Origin of the sequence: Bifidobacterium sp. SO4, assembly GCF_018555355.1 — a bacterium.
In the GTDB taxonomy this organism is placed as follows: Bacteria; Actinomycetota; Actinomycetes; order Actinomycetales; family Bifidobacteriaceae; genus Bifidobacterium; species Bifidobacterium miconisargentati.
This window is the reverse complement of record NZ_JAFEJP010000010.1, coordinates 84749-103686: the sequence shown is the minus strand read 5'-3', so window position 1 is coordinate 103686 and position 18938 is coordinate 84749. Positions and strand designations below refer to the sequence as shown.

General features: G+C 66.4%; 14 protein-coding genes and 1 pseudogene. 8 read left to right on the top strand and 7 right to left on the bottom strand.

Annotated elements, in window-relative coordinates; translation table 11 throughout:
* Positions 1 to 374: 374 nt before the first annotated feature.
* Positions 375 to 1304 carry a hemolysin III family protein gene (locus tag JS536_RS07885; RefSeq protein ID WP_214356480.1) on the bottom strand — a complete coding sequence of 310 codons (930 nt, stop codon included), beginning with the start codon at positions 1302 to 1304 and terminating at the stop codon, positions 375 to 377.
* A gap of 190 nt (positions 1305 to 1494) precedes the next feature.
* On the opposite strand from JS536_RS07885, the gene JS536_RS11975 reads away from it, so the two are divergent.
* Genes JS536_RS11975 through JS536_RS07870 form a run of 3 tightly spaced genes read left to right on the top strand, consistent with a single transcriptional unit; the run spans position 1495 to position 5366 of the window.
* On the top strand, positions 1495 to 2781 hold the full coding sequence (locus JS536_RS11975) for a serine hydrolase (protein ID WP_214356479.1): 1287 nt from the start codon (positions 1495 to 1497) through the stop codon (positions 2779 to 2781).
* A gap of 5 nt (positions 2782 to 2786) precedes the next feature.
* Complete coding sequence (locus JS536_RS07875; RefSeq protein WP_240544312.1) at positions 2787 to 3839, top strand: serine hydrolase; 1053 nt, start codon at positions 2787 to 2789, stop codon at positions 3837 to 3839.
* A gap of 39 nt (positions 3840 to 3878) precedes the next feature.
* Entirely contained in the window at positions 3879 to 5366 is a 1488-nt protein-coding gene (locus JS536_RS07870; RefSeq protein WP_214303663.1) for a PAS domain-containing sensor histidine kinase, read from the top strand.
* A gap of 183 nt (positions 5367 to 5549) precedes the next feature.
* On the opposite strand, the gene JS536_RS07865 is transcribed toward JS536_RS07870, so the two are convergent.
* The 3 genes from JS536_RS07865 to JS536_RS07855 all read right to left on the bottom strand — a co-directional run bounded on the left by JS536_RS07865 (position 5550) and on the right by JS536_RS07855 (position 9628).
* The gene (locus JS536_RS07865; protein WP_003835265.1) at positions 5550 to 5828 is read right to left on the bottom strand and encodes a WhiB family transcriptional regulator; all 279 of its coding nucleotides are present in this window, start codon (positions 5826 to 5828) and stop codon (positions 5550 to 5552) included.
* Between the two features lie 150 nt (positions 5829 to 5978).
* Positions 5979 to 7730, bottom strand: coding sequence for an FtsK/SpoIIIE domain-containing protein (locus tag JS536_RS07860; RefSeq protein WP_214356484.1), 1752 nt, complete (start codon positions 7728 to 7730; stop codon positions 5979 to 5981).
* A gap of 446 nt (positions 7731 to 8176) precedes the next feature.
* Positions 8177 to 9628: an LCP family protein gene (locus tag JS536_RS07855; RefSeq protein WP_214356478.1), complete on the bottom strand. Its 1452-nt coding sequence runs from the start codon at positions 9626 to 9628 to the stop codon at positions 8177 to 8179.
* A gap of 346 nt (positions 9629 to 9974) precedes the next feature.
* Between JS536_RS07855 and JS536_RS07850 the strand changes: the two genes are divergently transcribed.
* The 3 genes from JS536_RS07850 to JS536_RS07840 all read left to right on the top strand — a co-directional run bounded on the left by JS536_RS07850 (position 9975) and on the right by JS536_RS07840 (position 15174).
* Positions 9975 to 10274 carry a WhiB family transcriptional regulator gene (locus tag JS536_RS07850; RefSeq protein ID WP_109057181.1) on the top strand — a complete coding sequence of 100 codons (300 nt, stop codon included), beginning with the start codon at positions 9975 to 9977 and terminating at the stop codon, positions 10272 to 10274.
* Positions 10275 to 10504: 230 nt separating this feature from the next.
* Complete coding sequence (locus JS536_RS07845) at positions 10505 to 13615, top strand: glycosyltransferase family 2 protein (protein WP_214356477.1); 3111 nt, start codon at positions 10505 to 10507, stop codon at positions 13613 to 13615.
* Positions 13612 to 15174, top strand: a complete 1563-nt coding sequence (locus JS536_RS07840; protein WP_214356476.1) for a DUF5719 family protein — start codon at positions 13612 to 13614, stop codon at positions 15172 to 15174. The genes JS536_RS07845 and JS536_RS07840 overlap by 4 nt, the downstream gene beginning before the upstream one ends.
* An 8-nt stretch (positions 15175 to 15182) precedes the next feature.
* On the opposite strand, the gene JS536_RS07835 is transcribed toward JS536_RS07840, so the two are convergent.
* Complete coding sequence (locus JS536_RS07835) at positions 15183 to 15545, bottom strand: metallopeptidase family protein (protein WP_170115010.1); 363 nt, start codon at positions 15543 to 15545, stop codon at positions 15183 to 15185.
* A gap of 145 nt (positions 15546 to 15690) precedes the next feature.
* Between JS536_RS07835 and JS536_RS07830 the strand changes: the two genes are divergently transcribed.
* Positions 15691 to 16518: an HAD-IIB family hydrolase gene (locus JS536_RS07830; protein WP_214356475.1), complete on the top strand. Its 828-nt coding sequence runs from the start codon at positions 15691 to 15693 to the stop codon at positions 16516 to 16518.
* Between the two features lie 72 nt (positions 16519 to 16590).
* Entirely contained in the window at positions 16591 to 17415 is an 825-nt protein-coding gene (locus JS536_RS07825) for a phosphoribosyltransferase family protein (protein ID WP_346427471.1), read from the top strand.
* 44 nt (positions 17416 to 17459) lie between these two features.
* Here JS536_RS07825 and JS536_RS11850 read toward each other — a convergent pair.
* Positions 17460 to 17627: pseudogene (locus tag JS536_RS11850) on the bottom strand (S24 family peptidase); the annotation flags it as partial.
* Positions 17628 to 17804: 177 nt separating this feature from the next.
* Positions 17805 to 18875, bottom strand: a complete 1071-nt coding sequence (locus tag JS536_RS07820) for a HAMP domain-containing sensor histidine kinase (protein WP_214356473.1) — start codon at positions 18873 to 18875, stop codon at positions 17805 to 17807.
* Positions 18876 to 18938 lie beyond the last annotated feature (63 nt).

Sequence of the window (18938 nt, the reverse complement as noted above, 5' to 3'; positions counted from 1 at the left end):
GTAGCGTTCCCGCCTCGCCTCGCACATAAGACCCCGACTCGCGTACTCCACGCCCTCGAAAACCCACCTGCCCATACATGACTCCCGCCACCCGGCCAAGCGTTGCAACGATCACTAGAACCCGCCCCTCGTCGTGAGACGACTGAGGGGGGGAGCTCCAACCGGAAAACTCCCCTCAGTCTCACTTCGCTCGACAGCTCCCCTCAGCGAGGGGAGCCGATTCATATCGGAAAGCTGTCGGCGGGGAATAGGTGGGTCACGACCGTAGGCTTGGCCGAACGGCCTTGAGTGTGTCGAGACCCACCTATTCCCCGCCGACAGCGCCAGCTACGCAACAGCGCCAGCTACGCAACGAAGTCAATTACGCAAATCAATCAGCTCCACAACGACACAATCACCATGTAGATGGCGACCATATGGCAGGCGTATCCGGCGACGGTGCCGCAGTGGAAGATCTCATGGAATCCGAAGATGCGCGGCCAGGGATCGGGCTTGCGCAGTGCGTAGACGATGGCTCCGAGGATGTAGCACGCCCCGCCCGAGCACAGCAGGATCACCACGGCCGGACCGGCATACGGGGAGTTCCAGAACAGCATCATGAACGCCAGGCCGTAGATGCCGAAGACGATGTAGACCACCGTGTACAGCCATCGCGGCGCATTGATCCAGATCACATGGATGATGAGCGCCACCAGGGTGCACGTCCACATCGAGATGATGATGAAATTGCGCCAGAACGGCTCCAATGCGAACGAGACCGGCGTATAGGTGCCCGCGATGAGCAGGAAGATGTTCACATGGTCGATGCGGCGCAGCACGTCCGTCACGCGCGGGCTCCAATCGCCCAGATGGTAGGCTGCGGAATTGGTGAACAGCACCAGCGAGGCGGTCATGAACACCGCGCACGCCCACTTGAGCCCCGCGCCCTGCGCCAGGCAGATGAGCACGATGCCGGCCGCCAGGGACAGGGGAGAGGCTATCGCGTGGATCCAGCCGCGCATGAGCGGCTTCGGCCGGCCATGCACGTCCAGACGGATCTTGCGCTCCACTTCCGCGGGGGCGATGCCCTCGACCTTCAATGCATGGTTCTCCGCCTTGGACAATGCATGCCGGGCCTTCACCTCGGCCTTGGCGCGGATGGCCTCGGCCTTGAACTGTCCCCTGGCACGAATCGCGTCCGCCTTGGCCTTGAGCGCCTGCTCGCGCGCCTCGATGGCCGCCTGGCGCTTCGCCTCGATCTCCGGATCGGACCAGTGGGGGCGTCCGTCCGTCGCGGTCCGTCTGTCATCGTTCGTTGATGCCATTGTTCCCCCAATCGTCAGGACTCGCGGAGCGTTGCTTACGCTACCGTAACCTACGTTAACGTAACTTATCTGTTTGTCAATAGCGACTCACGTGAACCCTATCACCTCCGTGAACACTTCGGCCGCTCCCGCCGGCGGTGGCGATACGATGGAGCCAGGAGAGAACCGAAGAAGAACCAAGGGGTTTGACATGGTGTATTGCACCGAATGCGGCTTCGCCAACAACGACGGCGACGCCTTCTGCACCCAATGCGGCACGCCGCTGGAGCATCCGGACGCCGGTGCGGCACCGTCCGCGGCGGCCGCGCCGGATCGCACGCTGGTGGAGCCCGCCGCCGCACCGCAGCGATACGCCGCTCCCGCACCGCAGGCCGCCGCCCCAGCGCCCGGCGTGGTCCCGGCCCCGCCCGTGGTCGGCGCGCCCACCGGACCCATCAACGGCACCACCGCACCCACCGTGCCGGCAGCCGCCGTACCCGGCGCTCCGGTCCCGCCCGCCAACGGCGCGCCGGCCCAGCCTCAACGCAAACGCTCCACGGCCATCATCGTCATCCTCATCGCGCTGATCTGCGTGGTATCGCTGGTCATCGGCCTGTTCGTCACCCACAGCATGGGACTGTGGGGAGCAAACCAGTCCGCGCAGACCACCCAGACCGCGAGCGGAACCGATGACCAATCCAAGGGCGGCACCTCCTCCAAAAGCAAGAAGCAGTCCGAAAGCGAGGCGGACAAGACCAAGGACGGCGAAGACAAGCAGGACACGAAGAGCGAGGAAGCGGAGGAGACCGGGCCGGTCATCACCTCCAGCCAGCTTTCCGAAATCGCCGACTCCTACTCTTCCTCGGACGTGGCCGTCTCCGCCGTGGTGATCGACGACAAGGTCGCCAAGGCCAAGTCCTCCGAGGACGCGGTGATCGCCACCACCGCGCAGTCCGGCAAACAGTTCGTGGCCGCCGGCCTCTACCTGCCCGTCTACCTGGCCGCCATGGACAGCGGCAACGACGACGCCAAGGCGCAGGCCGCCACCATGATGAGCACGATGGACAACGCCTCCGGCAACAACGCCGCCGCCGCGCTCGGCGGATGGGACGCCGTCAACTCGTGGGCCTCCTCCCACGGCTACAGCGGCACCACGTTCTCCCGCAACTACGGCGACGTGGCCGCCAGCAACAACGGCTACGAGAATTACAGCTCCTCGCGCGACGCCGCGCTCATGCTCGCCTCCGTGGACGCCAAGGGCGGCGCCTCGCTCATGAACGTGGACATCGCATCCGAAGGCGTGACCATCCCGTCCGGCATGACCGTGCACGCCCACCGCGGCCAGGGCATCCAGGACACATGGAACTACTTCGCCATCGTGGAGGCCAACGGGCACAAGGCCGCCGTGGCCGTCACCACCCAATACCAGGGCAAGGCGGTGGCCGCCGAACTGATGAGCAAGGTGCTCGCCAGCGTGGACGCCACCCTGAAGCAGTGACCGCCATGGCACGTCATCAACGTCACCGCGCGCCACGTCCGGCGCGATCCAAGGCCGTGACGATCGGAGCCGCCGTGGCGGTCGTGGCCGTCATCGTGGCTCTCGCCGTCACCTTCGGATGGTGGCTGCCGAACAGACGGACGGCCGGCGGCGACGGGGGAGTGCGATCATCGCAGACCCTTGGAGCCATGTCCGCAACATCCGGCACATCCGCGGCCGCGGACGCCGCGACGGGCGCAACCGCGAAGCCTGCCCACGGCACGCTCGACCGCGAGTCCACGCCCCGGCCTGATACGCGCGATCTTGAGGCCGAGACCCGCATCGCCAATGTCAAGTCCGCCCTTGAATCGACGATGCCGGCGAGCGGCGGCACCTGGTCCGCATACGTCGAGGACCTCGGCACCGGCAAGACCGTGAGTCTCAACGAACAGCCGATGGTGGCCGCCTCGGAGATCAAGCTATACGTGATGCTCACCGTGTACGACCGGCTGGCCGCCGGCACCCTCAACGCCGGCGGACAGAACACGGATGTACTCCTCAACCAGATGATCACGGTCAGCTCGAACGCCGCCACCAACCAGCTCGTGCAGATGATCGGCGACGGCGACATGGCCACCGGCATCAATCGGGTCACGGAAACGGCCGCGAAATACGGGTACGCCTCCTCCAAACAGCTGCGCGCGCTCTCCGACTCGGGCGCGGACGGCACCGGCACCGAGAACTGGACCTCCTCGGCCGACTGCGGCAAACTCCTCGCCGCCATCTACCGCGGCGAGCTGGTCTCGCCCGAGGCCAGCCAGGCCATGCTCGGACTGCTCGAAGGCCAGACCCGGCGCAACAAGATCCCTTCAGGCCTGCCCGCAGGCGTCCAGGTGGCCAACAAGACCGGCGAACTGGCCGGCGTGGAGAACGACGCCGCCATCATCTGGGGCAAGGCCTCCGATGGGTCCGCACGCGACTACGTGCTCGTGGTCATGACCTCCGGCGTGAACTCGGCGACCGCGCAGCAGGCCATCGTCGAAGCCTCCTCCGCGGTCTATGCGGCGATGACCTCCTGACGCGCGTCCGACGGCCGTATCCTGCGTATTATGGTGCGCATGGCAGATTTCTCTCATATCCTCGCAACGCGCCCCGATTTCGATGACGAAGACCGCGAATGGCTCCACCATCTGGTGGCCGACTGGCAGGTGATCGCCGACCTCAGCTTCGCCGACCTGCTGCTGCTCGTGCAGGATGGTTCCGGCAGGTACGTGGTGGCCGAACAGTGCCGTCCCTCCACCGTGATGACGCTCCGTGGAGAGGACGTGGTGGGTGAGGTCATGCCCGAGGACATGGCCGGCGAACTGGACGCCGCCATGCAGTCCAGCGTGGTGTTCCGCTCCACCGTGCTCAGGACCGTGGGCAAGGCCACCGTCTGCAACGTGTACGCGCCGGTGCGTCACAACGGCAAGACCCTGGGCCTGGTGGTGCGCGAGACCAACATGGCCACACGGGAATCCAACGGCCGATACGAGTCCGAAAGCATCAACGCCGGCAAGCAGCTCTACGAGATGATCCCGCGCGGCCAGTTCCCGTACCAGGACTCCGTGATGAGCCAGCGCCACATCGCGCGCGTGGCGGACGGCTTCATCGTCCTGACCATCGACGGCGTGGTGCGCTACGCCTCGCCCAACGCCATCAGCTGCTTCCGCCGACTGGGCCTGCTGACCACCATGCCCGGCCAGTACCTGAGCGAACTGGGCACCCAGCTCATCAAGGAGAACGATTCCGTGCCCGAGACGCTGCCGCTGGTGCTTTCCGGCAAGGCCGCGGTCGATTCCGAACTCAGCGCGAACCGTTCCGCCGTCTCCATGCGATCGCTGCCGCTGTTCGACAACAACGGCCGTGTGGGTGCCATCGTCCTGTGCCGCGACGTGACCGAGCTGCGCCGCCGCGAGCAGGAGCTGCAGACCAAGAACGCCACGATCTCCGAGATCCACCATCGCGTGAAGAACAACCTGCAGGCCGTCTCCGCATTGCTGCGTCTTCAGGCGCGCAAGACCAAGTCCGAGGAGGTCAAGAAGGAGCTGCAGGAGGCGCAGCGCCGCGTGCAGACCATCGCCATGGTGCACGAGGGGCTGAGCCAGACCGCGGACGAGATCGTGGACTTCGACAAGGTGATCTCCAACCTGCTGCGCATGGCCGTGGACCTGGCCACCATGAAGGACCAGCAGATCGACATCAACTTCATGGGCAAGTTCGGCATGATGCCCGCCCAGGACGCCACGCCGCTGTCGCTGGTGCTCACCGAGCTCATCACCAATTCCGTGGAGCACGGTTTCGAGGGCCGCAAGGAGGGCCACATCGTCATCTCCGTGGGCCGTTCCGGCTCCAACCTCAACGTGGTGGTGGAGGATGACGGCACCGGCCTCGGCTCCGAGGAGCACAACGGCATGGCCCGCTCCTCCGGCTCGGGCCTCGGCACGCAGATCATCAACACGTTCGTGACCAACGACTTCGGCGGTTCCGTGCATTGGGAGCCGCGTCGCGAGGGCGGCACCCGCGTGGTCCTCGACATGAAGCTGCGCGCCGCCCAGGACGAGTAGGCATTCCGTCGTGGCTCTCCGGCTCCTCTCTCCGGAGGGGAGCCGTCGCCCTTCGAATGGGGGAGCGGCACGGCGTGTGACATGCCGTTGAAGAGGCGAAAATGACCGGCACTCCACATATGCGAAGACCCTCCCGATCAGGGGAGGGTCTTCGCATATAAACCTTTGGAATACGTTCGCCGATCAGATCTGCATCTGCATGGCCTGGGAACGGCGGGCACGCATGGCGCGGCGCTTCAGGGCGCGGCGCTCGTCCTCGCTCAGGCCGCCCCACACGCCGTAATCCTGATTGGTGTCCAGCGCGCACTTCAGGCATGCGTCAATCACCTTGCAGGTACGGCACACGGCCTTGGCCTCTTCGATCTGCTGGTAGGCTGCCCCGGTGTTGCCCACCGGGAAGAAAAGCTCCGGATCCTTGTCACGACATGCGGCCTTGGCTCGCCAATCAAAAGCGCTGCTCAATGCTTGCCTCCTTGTTTAAAGCCTCTGGCTGTTGTTGTTTCTATAAGCCCAGATACAAGGTAACCACGAACCATACCGTTTTTCAAGAGTTTTCGCCCAGAAAGTGACGACACGCCACGCCCTGCGACGCCGGTCCGCGACGCCGTCGCATCAGGCGGCGCACTGCACCAGACAGGCCGCGGCTCCCGTGACCAGCACCGCCCTGCCCGGCGTGTCCAGATCGCGCTGGCCGAGCGAGGACAGCAGATTCGAGGGGATGCCCGCCGTCAGATCCGCCGTCCGTTCGCCGCAGGGGAACACGATGCGCGTCACGCAATGCTCGGGCACCCGTACGTGACGGGCGGTCGTCACCGCGAACACCACGGTGACGGCGGCATCCGCCAACGCCTTGCGGAATACGTCCGCCTCATCGCCGACGTTGAACGGGTCGAACAGCTCGTCGGCGTCATCGACCACCCACACCAGTCGCGGCGGATGCGGTGCGTCCGGCCTTTCCGCGGCCGCCGCGCCGAAGCCGTCGCCGCCCCGCAGCAGTTCGGTGACCCGCTCGCCGCGCCGCATCATGCTGTGCCTCACCATCAGACCGTCCATGCCGGCGGCGGAACGGGCGAGCATGGTCAGCACCGTGGTCTTGCCGCGACCGTGCGCGCCGATCACGCCGATGTTGCCTCCCGCAACCGGGACCGTGGCGTCGTGCAGGGCGATGCCGTCATCCGCAAGGCCGAACCACAGCCGATCAGGGAACCGGTTGCGCGCATGCCCCACGCGGACGGGAGCCGGCACCCGCATGGGCAGCGGCGCGGTGAACAGGGCAGGGGTGGGCGCGAATCCCATGAACCGTTGCGCCAGCGACACCTGCCGGCAGCAGCGGGCGATATCCCCCACCGGGGCGCAACGCAATGCCGTGACCTGTTCGCCGTCGTTGCAGTACGCCGAACCGGGCAGCGTGGGCGGGATGGACGCGGCCCTGCCATCGCCCAGAAGCTCCGTGGACTGCATCGTGTCGCGCACCCGCAGGCAGATGTTGATGGCCATGTTCGCCTTCATGTCCGCGTTGACCTGACCGAGCGGGTTCTGCGTGCAGGCGATGAGATGCATGCCGAGCGAGCGACCCAGCGAGGCGATGCGCACCAGACGGCCGATGTAGTCCGGCAGCTGGTCCTTCAATGCGTGGAACTCGTCGATGACCACCATCAGGCGCGGCGGCGGCAGCGGCATGTCCCCGATATGCGCGGCGTGATGTTCGGCGGCCAACCGTTCGCGCCGGGTCAGCTCCGCCTCCAACGCGCGCAGGGCGCGGGCCGCATGCGCCAGGTCGAGGTCGCACACGTTGCCCACGGTATGCGGCAGCTGTTCGAGTGCGCGGAACGCGGAGCCGCCCTTGAAATCAAGGAACACGAAATTGAGCCGGTCCGGGCCGTTGCACGCGGCCAACGCCAAGCACCAGCTCTGCAGCAGCACCGACTTTCCGGAACCGGTGGTGCCCGCCACCAGCGCGTGCGGCCCCTGACGGACCAGATCGAGATCGAAGCGGCCCTGCGCGGCGACGCCGAGCGGTACATTGAGATCCGCCGGGCCTATCCAATGGTTGACGATGGTGCGCCAGGGCAGCCGGTCGAAGCCGAGCATCGCCTCGATGGGCTGCGAGGTCATCGTATGGAAGGCCACGGTGCCGCCGGTGTCGTCATCGACGGCGGTGGGGCGTGGCGAGGCCGCGGATATGGATGGTGATGCGGTTCCGGCTGGGTCCGGCGATCCCCAGGGCAGGGCGATGAGTACCGAGGCCAGGCAGCCGATGGCACCGGGCACCACCATCATGGCGAACATCCACTGGCCCTGGACGATCATCACCATGATCATCATGATCTGGGCGAACAGGGGCGCCGCCATGGCGAAGACCATGAGTTTGGCGCGCGGGTCCTGGACGGTGCCGTTGCGTGCAGTGGAGCCGGGACGATTGGAGCGTCGGCCGGAACCGTGACGGTTGCGCCGTTCATGGCGAGGGAAGGGGGTGCGTCGTTGCTGTGCATGTCTTGACATGCCTTCCAGCGTGAACCGATTCAGGCGTTCCGCGCAAGCCGAACCGGCCTATGTGGTTCCAGCTTCCGCGCTGTTTTTGTTCTGGCTCCCTTCTCCGAGGGGAGCTGGCAGCGAAGCTGACTGAGGAGGAGGCCTACGCGGGATGATGAGCTCCCCTCAGTCGCCTACGGCGACAGCTCCCCTCAAAGAGGGGAGCCAAGAATGGGGGCGTGCCAATCTTGACCTAACCGAGTCGAAAGAGCGCCCCTTAGCTCCACTCCGTTCGCTCAAAGAGGGGGCCGGAAACTCCTACTGGCAGAAGCCGTGCGTCAGCTTTCGGCGAGGGTGCCGACGGTACCGGCGGCATGCGTGCCGGCCGCGAGCTCGCTGAACAGTTCGGTGTTCTTCGCGTCATCCAGCAACACGGAGGAGCCCACGCCGTCCACGTAGTAGTCGGGATCGGACCAGTACACGCTGCCGGAGATGCCGTTGCTGCCGGTGGCGGCCTTGAACGCCAGTGCCATGGACAGCAGGGTGAACGGCGTGGTCTTGTTGTCCACGGTCAGCGAATCCAGTCCGGCGCTGGCCAGCTTGGAGACCTTCGCCGGGTTCGTCAGCGTCTGCGCGCTGGATGCCTTCTTGACGATGGCCGCGATGACCTGCCGTTGGCGCGCGTTGCGGCCAAAGTCGCCCTGCGCATCCGCATAACGCATGCGGGAGAAGGACAGAGCGGTGGCGCCGTCCGCCGTATGGCAGCCGGCCTGCCAGTTGAGGCCGGAGTAGGCGTCCTGAACGTCCTGGTCGTAGCACAGTTCGATGCCGCCCAGCGCGTTGACCACTTCCTGCAGTCCGCCGAACTTGATCTGCGCCACATGGTCGATGCGCTGACTGGTCAGGGTCTCGATCTCGCCCACCAGCGCCTTGTTGCCGGCGAACTGGGCCACGGAATTGATCTTCATATACTGGCCGTCCACGTTCATCAGCGAGTCGCGGGGGATGGAGATCAGCGAGCTCGCGCCGCTCTTGGGCTTGGTGAGCACCAGGATCGTATCCGTGCGGTAACCGGAGACATCGTCCACGCCGCCGTAATCGGTGGAACCGTCGCGCTCGTCCGAACCCAGGATCAGCCATGTGGAGGCGGGCGTGTCGGCGGAGTCGGTCAGCCAATCGGCCTTGTTCAACCGGCCATTGACCCACGTCCAGGCGCCGAACACGGACACCACGAGCGCCGCGACGAGCACGGCCACGGCGATGGCCGCGATACGACCGGCACGGTGACGGGGGCGCACGGCGCGGGCCATGCCGGCGCCGGGGGAGATGGACCCACGCCCTGCGCGCAGGGAAGCCGCGGCCGGACGGCTCATCTGAGGATCGGCCGGAGTGGATGCCGGGCGCACGGCGTTACGGGAGGAACCGGAGGAGCGGCGCGCCCGAGTCGGGGCGATGCTCTGCGGCATGGCGTCGCCCGGCGTGCTGCGGCGGGCCGCACGACGCGCGTTGGGGGAGAAGCTGGGCGGCGGGGTCGCCGCACCCACGGCATGCTGTGAGGAAGACGTCACGGAATCGGCGGAACCGCCGTTGTCGGGTGTGATGGAACGTGCGGAAGAGGCCTCGGCGGCATCGTCGCCGCTTCGACGTGCGCCGGAGGACCCGGTCGCACGAGAACGCGCCGGAGCGAAGGACTGCGGTGCGGAGGCGGAGGGGCGCTGACGGCGACCGGCGGAGGGAACGAAGCTCGGCGGATTGATATTCTGGTCCGCTCCACTTGTTTCCTGCGTCATGCAATCCTCCACATACCGTCGAAAATGTCTGAAAGCCACTTTGACACAGTGCCCGGCGAACAGGCCAGACGGGTGCGGTTCCTTCGCATGACCGGCACATACACGGCACATACCTGGCGCATATCTCACGCATGCCCGCCATGGAACCCGCCCCGCCGTCCGCCGCGGCCAAGGCCCGGACGCAACCGAACCCGCGCCCGGCGGCACAGTGCGGACAGTCACACGCTTATAGCACAATTTCTCATAAACAGGCGTAATGACACGAGACACCATTTGACAAAAACACGGCGGCATGAGTGTAATGTAACCGTCAAATTTTGAAATGCTCGAAGGCAAGGAGAGTCGCATGTGGGGTGTGGTCGACGATTCCGCCGAAGAGCAGTGGAACGAGCTATGGGGCCTGTTCAAGCCGGACGGCGACGTCTCATGGCAGCACAAGGCGCTGTGCGCGCAGACCGATCCCGAAGCGTTCTTCCCCGAAAAAGGCGGCTCCACCCGTGACGCCAAGCGCGTGTGCGCCAAGTGCGAGGTGCGCGAGCAGTGCCTCAAGTGGGCCATCGACCATGACGAACGCTTCGGCATCTGGGGCGGCATGAGCGAACGCGAACGCCGCCGGTACAAGAAGAGCCACCGCGAACAGGCGTAAGACGCGGGGTGGATCATCCTGCGGTTGCGTGCCCTGCATGGCATGCGTCCATATCCGGTTCGTCCCTGACGGGCTTCACGGTGATGCCGTATCCCGTGGTCGGCCGCATCGGTCAGGTTCCGGCGTCTCCTGGCGTCTCCTGGCGTCGAATGTGAGCAAATCAAGGAATATGAAGGCATTTGCCGCCATTCACGGATACTCGGCGGTGGTGCCTATTACTCTGGGGGTTTATGAGTCCGACAGGTAACAGCGATATTCAGCAGGCTCTGGCCGAAGCCATGGCATCCAGGCCGTACACGCACCGGCAGGATGTCGACGCCGGCATAGCGGCCGTGATCACCGTCGAGGAGGACGCCCGTTTCCTTGCGGCCACACTGCGGGCCCTGCTCACCCAGAACGTGCTGCCGGGCGTCATCATCATCGCCGACGCCACCGACGCCACCGGCGCCACCGGACAGCCCGTCAGAACGTCCTTCGAGGTGATCCCCTCGCCGGCCGGCCCGGTCATGGCCATGCCGCAGGCCAAGGAGGTCAGCGTGCAGATCGTGCGGGCCAAGGGTGCCCGTTCGTTCGGCGACGCCGTGGACAAGTCTCTCGATTACGCCGAACTCGACCCCGCGACCCGTGCGCTGTGGCTGCTGCACGACGATTCGCGCCCCGCGGACGACACCTGTCTGGAACGGCTGCTGGAATCCTGGCGCAACACGCCGGGCGCCAACGTGCTCGGCTGCAAGCAGTGCGACTGGGACGGCAAGCAGCTGCACAACGTGGGCATGTATGCGGGCCGCCACACCGTCCACTCCCTTGTGGTGGACGGCGAACCCGATCAGGAGCAGTACGACGGCCGCCAGGACGTGTACGCCGTATCCCTGGCCGGCGCGCTCGTCTCGCTGAGCACGTTCAAGCGGCTCAAAGGCATCAATCCCTGGTTCACCACCTACGGCGAATCCCTGGACTTTTGCCGTCGCGTCTGCCAGAGCGGCGGCCGCGTGGTGATCGTACCGCAGGCGCAGATCGCCCATCGCCGCGCCCGCTACGAAGGCGTGCGCACCCGCGGCGGCGAGGCGCTCAACTCCCACCACACCATCAGCCACGCCATGACCGTGGCCCGCGCCCAGCAGCGCTACCTATACACGGACATGGCCATGTCCTCGTGGATCCCGGTATGGCTGTGGCGCTTCATCCGCAGTTTCGGCATGGCACTCGCCATGCTGTTCGGCAAGAAACCATACGGCGCGTGGATCGAGCTGTGCCTGCCGTGGCTGGCACTGACCTCCATCCCCGGAGCCATGCGCTCGCGCAGGCTGGTGGCCCGCCAGTCGAAGGTGCCGATGTCCTCGTTGCAGGTGCTCGCCGCCGACCGCCGGCAGATCGCCCAGTTCCACGACCGGCGCGACGCCTTCATTGCCCAGCAGGGCGTGGTGCTGCTGAGCCCGCTCGAACGCGCTCATCTGCGCAGCCGCATCATCCGCCGATGGTCGTGGGCCATGATCATGGCGCTCGTCTCGTTCCTGGGCATCATGGCCATCCACTGGCCGGTGTTCCGCGCCGTGTTCTCGGACGGTTCGCTGTATTCGAACGCGCTGCTGCCCACCGGCGCGAGCTTCCACCAGCTGGCGCAGGCCGCCACCACACCGTGGGTGTTCGGCTCCGGCATCGGCATCCCCGCGCCTCCCACACCGTGGCTGCTTGTACTGATGGTGGCCTCCCTGTTCACCATCGGCCATGTGGGCGCGGCACTGTCGCTCATGCTGTTCGCCGCGGCCCCGCTCGCCGCCCTGTCCTTCTGGGCGTTGGCGGGCATCTTCACCCGTTCGGACGTGGTCCGCGTGCTCGGCGGCCTCCTGTGGGCCTCCTCGGGCATCATGTTCGGCTGGTACGCCGGCGCCGACCTGCCGATGCTCACCGTGCTGGTCTTCCTGCCCGCCGCCTTCGCGTTCGTGTTCCGCGCCGTGGGCATGTACCACACCGAGGATCCGTTGAAGCCGCGCCCCTCCGTGCAGGCGGCGGCGTTGTCCGCCCTGTGCTTCATCCCCGTGGTGGCCGCCGAACCGCAGCTCCTGCTGGCCCTCGTCGTGGCGTTCGTGGCGTTCCTCATGTTCGTGCGCCGCAAGCGCGCCACGCTCCTGCTCATCCCCGTGCCCGCCGCGTTCGCCGTGGCCCCCACCCTCGTCAACTCGGTCCGGTACGCGCATCTGGGCTCATGGCGTCAGCTGTTCGGCGACATCATGGTGCCCTCCACGGCATCCAACGGTTCCCCCGAGGCGTTGAGCCTGCTGCAGGTGGCCCAGCGCGCGCTCGGATGGAACCCCCTGTCCCCGCACATGCTCGACCTGGCCATGGCGCTCCTGTTCCTCATCGTGACCGTGCTCGCCATCGCCTCGCTCGTGTTGCCGTTCGCCCTGCGCGCCTCCCGACTCATGTGGGTGGTCATCGTCTGCGGCGCGGCGCTCGCGCTCGTCTCCTCGCGCGTGGCCATCGACGTGGACGCCGGCGGCCCGGTGGCCGGCTCGGCCGAACCCGGCATGCTCCTGATGATGATGGGCTTCCTGGCCTGCGTGTGCCTGGTGGCCGGCGGCGCGGTGAAACGCTTCCACCCCCTGCACTCGAACGCGCAAGGCGAGATCGAGGCGCCGGCGCGCGACCGTCTGCGTCCGCTGATCGTATCCGGCCGCATGGTGCTCGCCGTGGTGCTCGCCGGGTGCGTGGCCATCCAATGCTGGTACGGCCTCGAACGCCACCACAGCGAGGGACTGGGCGTCTCCCGCTCCGGCCTGCCCATGGTCACCACCGACTACCTGGCCTCCGGCGAGGACCACCGCGTGCTGGCCATCAGCGCCCAGACCCGCAACGTGGTCGATTACTCGGTGATGCGCACCTCCCGTGGCGACCTCATCGACAGCTCCCCGGCCCAGCGCGTACGCCTGCTGGACGGTGAGCATGACGAGATCGACCAGACGCTCGCCAAAGCGTGCGCCACACTGCTGTCCAATCCGGACGAGGATGCCATCGCCACCATCAGCCAGCTCGGTTTCGGCGGCATCTACGTGGTCTCGGACGGCGAATCGGCCACCACGGCCACGCCCTACGAACAGCTGAGCGCCAACATCGCCGCGTCCAACGGCACCCAGGCGCTGGTCAGCACCGACGCCGGCACCTATTACCGTCTCACCCTGCGCTCCGCCGCATCCCAGAACGTGGACACCTCATGGCAGCAGCGCACCCAGAACAGCAGCTGGCGACGCGCCTGGCTCATCTGCCTCGCGGTCGTGCTTGCCCTGTACTGCCTGGTGGCCCTGCCGCGCCGACGCATCATGGACGGCTTGGAGGAGGAAGCATGAGCCGCAAAGCAAGGAAATCAACGTCATCCGTCCCCAGGCGCGTCATGCGCGTGGTGACCGGCATCATCACCATGATCGTGCTCATCGCCCTGTTCGCGGCCCTAATGGTTCTGCCCGGCCCGAAGTCGCTGATCGACCGCGTCCAGGCCACCACCGACGCCATCGACCAGACGGTCAGCCCCACCCAATCCGAAACGTACTGCCCGGCACCCATGGCGCTCGCCGATTCCGGCACCTACGGCGACAGCGAATTCCAGGCCACCGTGGGCAATCTCGCCACCCAGGCCCGCTATGCGGCGTTCGGCTCGGTGTACAGTGCCTCCGTCGCCGCGTTCGGGGACGATTCGGCGTCCGCCTCCGGCACCGTGACGCTCAAGGACGACGATGCCACCGACGAGGATCAGGTGAAGACCGGTTCCGAAAAGATCAGCCAGGGCTCCCGCCTCATCGACACGCACATGCTCACGGCCGAGGCCGGCACCGGCGCCGCCGGCTCCATCGCCTCCTGGGCCAGCGACGGCGACCTCAAGGGCGTCTCCGCGGCCTCCTGCGTGGCCACGGCCCTGCGCCAGTCGTTCCTCCTGCCGTCCACCGCCACCGGCACCACGCAGCAGCTCATCGTGGCCAACCCCTCCACCAAGCCCACCACCGTGGACGTGTCCGTGTGGGGCTCCAAGTCCGCCGGCAAACTCACCATGTCCACCCAATCCACGCTGACCGTGCCAGCCGGCGGCGAAAGCACGCTGGAACTCTCCGCGGCCGCCACCGCCCAGGACGGCCTGTACGCGACGGTCTCCAGCAAGGAGACGCCGATCGCCGCCGTGGTGCGCGTGGTGAGCATGGACGGCCTGACCTCCAAGGGCTCCGACTTCGCCATGCCGCTGGGATCCGCCTCCAACGCGGCCGTGGCCCCCTCGGTGAACGAGGGGGCCACGGCCACTGCCTACCTGTTCGCGCACGTCGATACACGCACCGAACTGTCCTGGATCACCGCAAGTGGTCTGGTACGCGCCCAGGATGTGACGGTCAAGGCGGGCCAGGTGTCCGTCGTGGATCTGGGCGACGCCCCCAAGGGAGCGTTGGGCGTGATGTCCACCGCCGAGGACAAGTTGTTCCTCACCGTCAAGACCACCCGCTCCGGCGACGGCGAACAGGCCGATTTCGCGCTCGTCAACGCCTCCCAGCCAGCGGCATACGCCGGACTGGCATTGCCGGACGACGTGACCGGAACCATCACCCTGGCCAACCTGTCCAACAAGGAGACGAAGGTGACGATCCGCGCGTACGACGCCAAGGGGCACGCGGTCAAAAGCCGTGACGTGACGCTTGGGGCGAACGCCGCGCAAGCCGTCAAGGCCTCCGATCTGTCCGACGGCGACGATGCCGCGGTCGTGCTGATGGTCGAGGATCAGAGCGAGCAGGTGGGCTGGAACGTGCGGCTAACCCACGACGATCTGGGCGACGGCAAGGTAGCCGGCCTTGCCGCCCTTGGTCCGACCGCGCTCGTGCCGTCCATCGCCCACGTCTGGGCCCGCAACGACTCCACCATCGTGCGGTAACGGGCGGATCACAGGCCCCAGTCGGGGTCGATCTCCTCGGGACGACGCCCGTACAGTTCCGCCAGACGCGAGACCAGCTCGTCTCGGATCGCCAACTGAAGTTCCATCTTGGTCGGCGCCTCCGTCTGCAACGGCATGCGATACAGCACGATGCGCGCCGGAATGCCATGGCTGGCGGGGAAGCACTGCGACGTGAAATTCGGCTCCGTCTGCCAGGGCGTCGGGTCGGAAGGCGGCACATCCTCCACCGCGAACTGCAGCGGGCGCACCAACTGCGGCCACGCCTCACCGAGACGGCGCACCTGCGCGGCCACCATGTCGTCGAACATGCCGGTGCGGGTGCGGTAACGGGGCAGACGAGTGCCGAACATCGGGGTGCGGGTGCCGCGTCCGTGCCGGTTCCGGTACACGCGGGCGTTCCAAGGCGGTTGAAGCATGGTTCCCACCATAGGCCAAGGCGGCGGCAATATGCGTTAGAATCGGTGCATTGGATACTCGCGTGAGGAGGACACGGGGATGATGGTGCGCTCCTGGACCGAATGCGATCTCGACGAACTGTGCTCGCGGGCCAAGGTGTTCGGCTTCGACCTGGACAACACGCTCGCCAGTTCCAAACAGCCCATGAAACCGCCGATGATCGAACGGTTCAGCGCCCTGACCTCATGCGCCACGGTGGCGCTCATCTCCGGAGGCAGCATGGCCGTGGTCACCTCCCAGGTGCTCGACGTGCTCGCCCCCACAGCGAACCGCGCCAATCTCCACGTCATGCCCACCTCGGGCTCGCGCTACTACCGGTGGGACGCGGCCGAATCCCGATGGGGACTGGTCTACTCGCACGACCTCGACCCCGAAACCGTGGCCGCCATCGAATCCAGCCTCGAACGGCACGCCCGTGAACTCGGCCTATGGGAGGCCAAGACATGGGGGCCGCGCATCGAGAACCGCGGCAGCCAGATCACCTTCTCCGCATGCGGCCAATACGCGCCGGTCGAGGTCAAGCAGGCGTGGGATCCGGACAACACCCGCAAGCACGCGCTCGCCGAAGCCGTGCGCGCCGACCTGCCCGACCTGAAGATCCGCGCGGGCGGATACTCCAGCGTGGACGTCAGCAAGCACGGCATGGACAAGGCCTATGCCGTGCGCTCGCTCGCCGCCGCCCTGAACATCGACCCCGGCCGGATACTGTTCACCGGCGACCGCATGGGACCGGGCGGCAACGACTATCCCGCCGTCGAGGCCGGAGCCATGGGCATGCGCGTGACCGACCCCCAGGACGCCCTGGGACTGATGGACGCACTGCTCGCCCGACTGCATCCGGGCCACGGCTTGTCATCGTCGAGATAACGGCGTCAGGTCAGAACCATGGTCACGCGGGCAGACGGAAGACGACATCGCCGGATGCGGGGGAGCGGCGGGGTGCTGCCGCATGTCTGGCCCGCGATACGGGACGTGCTCCTGCCCCGCGGATGCGCCGGATGCGACAGGCCCGACGAGGTGCTCTGCCCCGATTGCCGCGCGTTGTTCGACGGCTGTCACGAACGGGAACTGCAAGGCCGCACGTCCGGTTCGGCCTATGCCGCCGCCATCTATCAGGGATTCGCCCGTCACGCCATCCTCGACTGGAAGGACCACGACGACGTGGAACTGGACGGGCCCTTCGCCGAGATCATCGTGGATCTGCTGGGAAGGTCGGGTCTGCCGGAAACACTGTCCGAAACGTTGCGGCATGCCGCATCCCACGGCCCCGTACTGGTGGTTCCCGCGCCATCCTCCCGCCAATCCACGCGGCGGCGTGGCAGGCGCCATCTCATGCCGCTGGCCGAGGCGCTCGCCGACGCCCTGTGCGGCATGGGGGTGGACGCCGTGCCGGCTCGGGTGCTGGCCAGCACCGCGGGCGGCGGCCGATCGGTGCAGCAGGTCTCCTCGGCCCAGCGCGCCCAGCGCATCGGCGGGCACGTCGAAGCCATTCCCCTCCCGGACAGGCCGTTGCGGGGCGCGGTGGCGGTATTGGTGGACGACATCATCACCACGGGTTCCACATTGCGTCAGTGCATGGCCTCGTTACGTGGGGCCGGTGCCGTGCCGGTCGGCGCGCTGGCCCTGGCCCACGCCGTGGTACGCTACGGATCCGATGAGGAGGACGATCCGTATACCTCTGGAACATCCGGGGACTCCCGCACGGGAAACGCATCGACCGCCACGCCCCAGATGGGTGGACATAGCCCGTTCGGCGCCATGTAATCGGGGAAACGTAGGTTGTCGGCGTGCAGAATGGTGCGTGAGCCGCGTATCAGCAGCCGTTTGACGGCCAGCTCGCCGTCCAGCACGGCCACCACCACATCGCCGGGCAGGGGAGTGCGCGACCGGTCCACGATGAGCAAGTCGCCATCCCGGATGCCGCCGTCTCGCAGATTATTGCCATCGTCGGCATCCGCATTTTCGGGAATGCGCATGGAATCACCCGCCATCTGCACCACGAACAGCGAATCCCGCACATCGGACGTCCCCGACACCACACACCCCCAAAATCGAACGTATGTTCGATTCTATCGGAAAGCATGTATAAACACAGTGGCTCTGTCAAACCGGTATTGACAGAGCCACTGTGCTGGTGCTTCGCAACGGGTGTCTCACCCTTCGGCGATGTGGTATTTCGGCAGGGTGATCTCGAAATCGGCGCCGCGCACGTCATCCACCACCTTGACGGTGCCGCCGTGGAGCTGCGCCGCCCAGCGTGCGATGGACAGGCCCAATCCGGTGCCTCCCGACTCCGTGCCGGGGCCGGTCTTGCCCTTGACGAACCGGCGGAAGATGGCGGAACGGTCGGCGGGGGCGATCTGTGAGCCGAAGTTGACCGCATTGGTCACGATGGTGCCCATCGTCTCGTCCTCATGGGCCTCGACCAGTACGGTGGTGCCGTCCGCGGAATGCTTGAGCGCGTTGGCGATGATATTGGTGAACAGCTGGCGCAGGCGGTCCTGGTCGCCCTCCATGGTGATGTCGTTCGGCACGTGGACCAGGATGTCGTGCGCGTGGCCGCCGTCCGCGATCTCCAACGGTTCGATGGTCTCGTCCAGGAAGTCGGCGAAGTTGAACCGCTCGACGTTGAGACTCGCGGCGCCGGCCTCCATGCGGCTCAGATCGAGCAGGAATGCGATCAGGTCGGACAGGCGCTTGGTCTGGGTGAGGATGCTTTCGAGATTGGCCGGCGTCGGCTCGGTGACGCCGTCGGCCATGTTCTCCACCATCGCCTGCAATGCTGAGACGGGCGTGCGCAGCTCGTGGCTCACGTTGGCGATCATGTCCATGCGCATCTGGTTGGCGTGTTCGAGCTCGCCGGCCATTTCGTTGAACGAACGGGCGAGCTGGCCCACCTCGTCATGACGGACCTGGTCGATGTCCACGCGCACGCTGTAGTCGCCGTCGGCCATGGCCTCGGCCACGTCGCGCATCTGGCGCAGCGGAGCGGTGATGCCGCGGGAGAACACATAGGTGATGCTCAGGGCCACCACCAGCGTCAGCGGCATGGCGATCCAGCCGGACCAGCCGTATTTGAGCAGGATCCAGCACATCGCGAAGGCGATGGCGGTGGCCACCACGATGAGCGCGCTGAGCTCGAGTTTCAGGGAGGAGAAAAAATCAACCGGTTTGGTGTAGCGCTTCAGCGCGTCAAGCCGGGATTTCGGTGTTTGCTTTGCCATGGATAAATCGAATCAGCCGTTTCGTCGTACAACAGAATGCACCGGGCCCGTCGGCGAGGACGA

What these genes read in the sequence shown, in the direction of transcription:
- JS536_RS07840 (WP_214356476.1), top strand. Translation starts at nt 13,612, where the DNA reads ATGAGCCGCAAAGCAAGGAAATCAACGTCATCCGTCCCCAGGCGCGTC.
- JS536_RS07850 (WP_109057181.1), top strand. Translation starts at nt 9,975, where the DNA reads ATGTGGGGTGTGGTCGACGATTCCGCCGAAGAGCAGTGGAACGAGCTA.
- JS536_RS07870 (WP_214303663.1), top strand. Translation starts at nt 3,879, where the DNA reads ATGGCAGATTTCTCTCATATCCTCGCAACGCGCCCCGATTTCGATGAC.
- JS536_RS07845 (WP_214356477.1), top strand. Translation starts at nt 10,505, where the DNA reads ATGAGTCCGACAGGTAACAGCGATATTCAGCAGGCTCTGGCCGAAGCC.
- JS536_RS07860 (WP_214356484.1), bottom strand. Translation starts at nt 7,730, where the DNA reads ATGGTCTTCGCCATGGCGGCGCCCCTGTTCGCCCAGATCATGATGATC.
- JS536_RS07830 (WP_214356475.1), top strand. Translation starts at nt 15,691, where the DNA reads ATGATGGTGCGCTCCTGGACCGAATGCGATCTCGACGAACTGTGCTCG.
- JS536_RS07875 (WP_240544312.1), top strand. Translation starts at nt 2,787, where the DNA reads ATGGCACGTCATCAACGTCACCGCGCGCCACGTCCGGCGCGATCCAAG.
- JS536_RS07885 (WP_214356480.1), bottom strand. Translation starts at nt 1,304, where the DNA reads ATGGCATCAACGAACGATGACAGACGGACCGCGACGGACGGACGCCCC.
- JS536_RS11975 (WP_214356479.1), top strand. Translation starts at nt 1,495, where the DNA reads ATGGTGTATTGCACCGAATGCGGCTTCGCCAACAACGACGGCGACGCC.
- JS536_RS07855 (WP_214356478.1), bottom strand. Translation starts at nt 9,628, where the DNA reads ATGACGCAGGAAACAAGTGGAGCGGACCAGAATATCAATCCGCCGAGC.
- JS536_RS07820 (WP_214356473.1), bottom strand. Translation starts at nt 18,875, where the DNA reads ATGGCAAAGCAAACACCGAAATCCCGGCTTGACGCGCTGAAGCGCTAC.
- JS536_RS07835 (WP_170115010.1), bottom strand. Translation starts at nt 15,545, where the DNA reads ATGTTCGGCACTCGTCTGCCCCGTTACCGCACCCGCACCGGCATGTTC.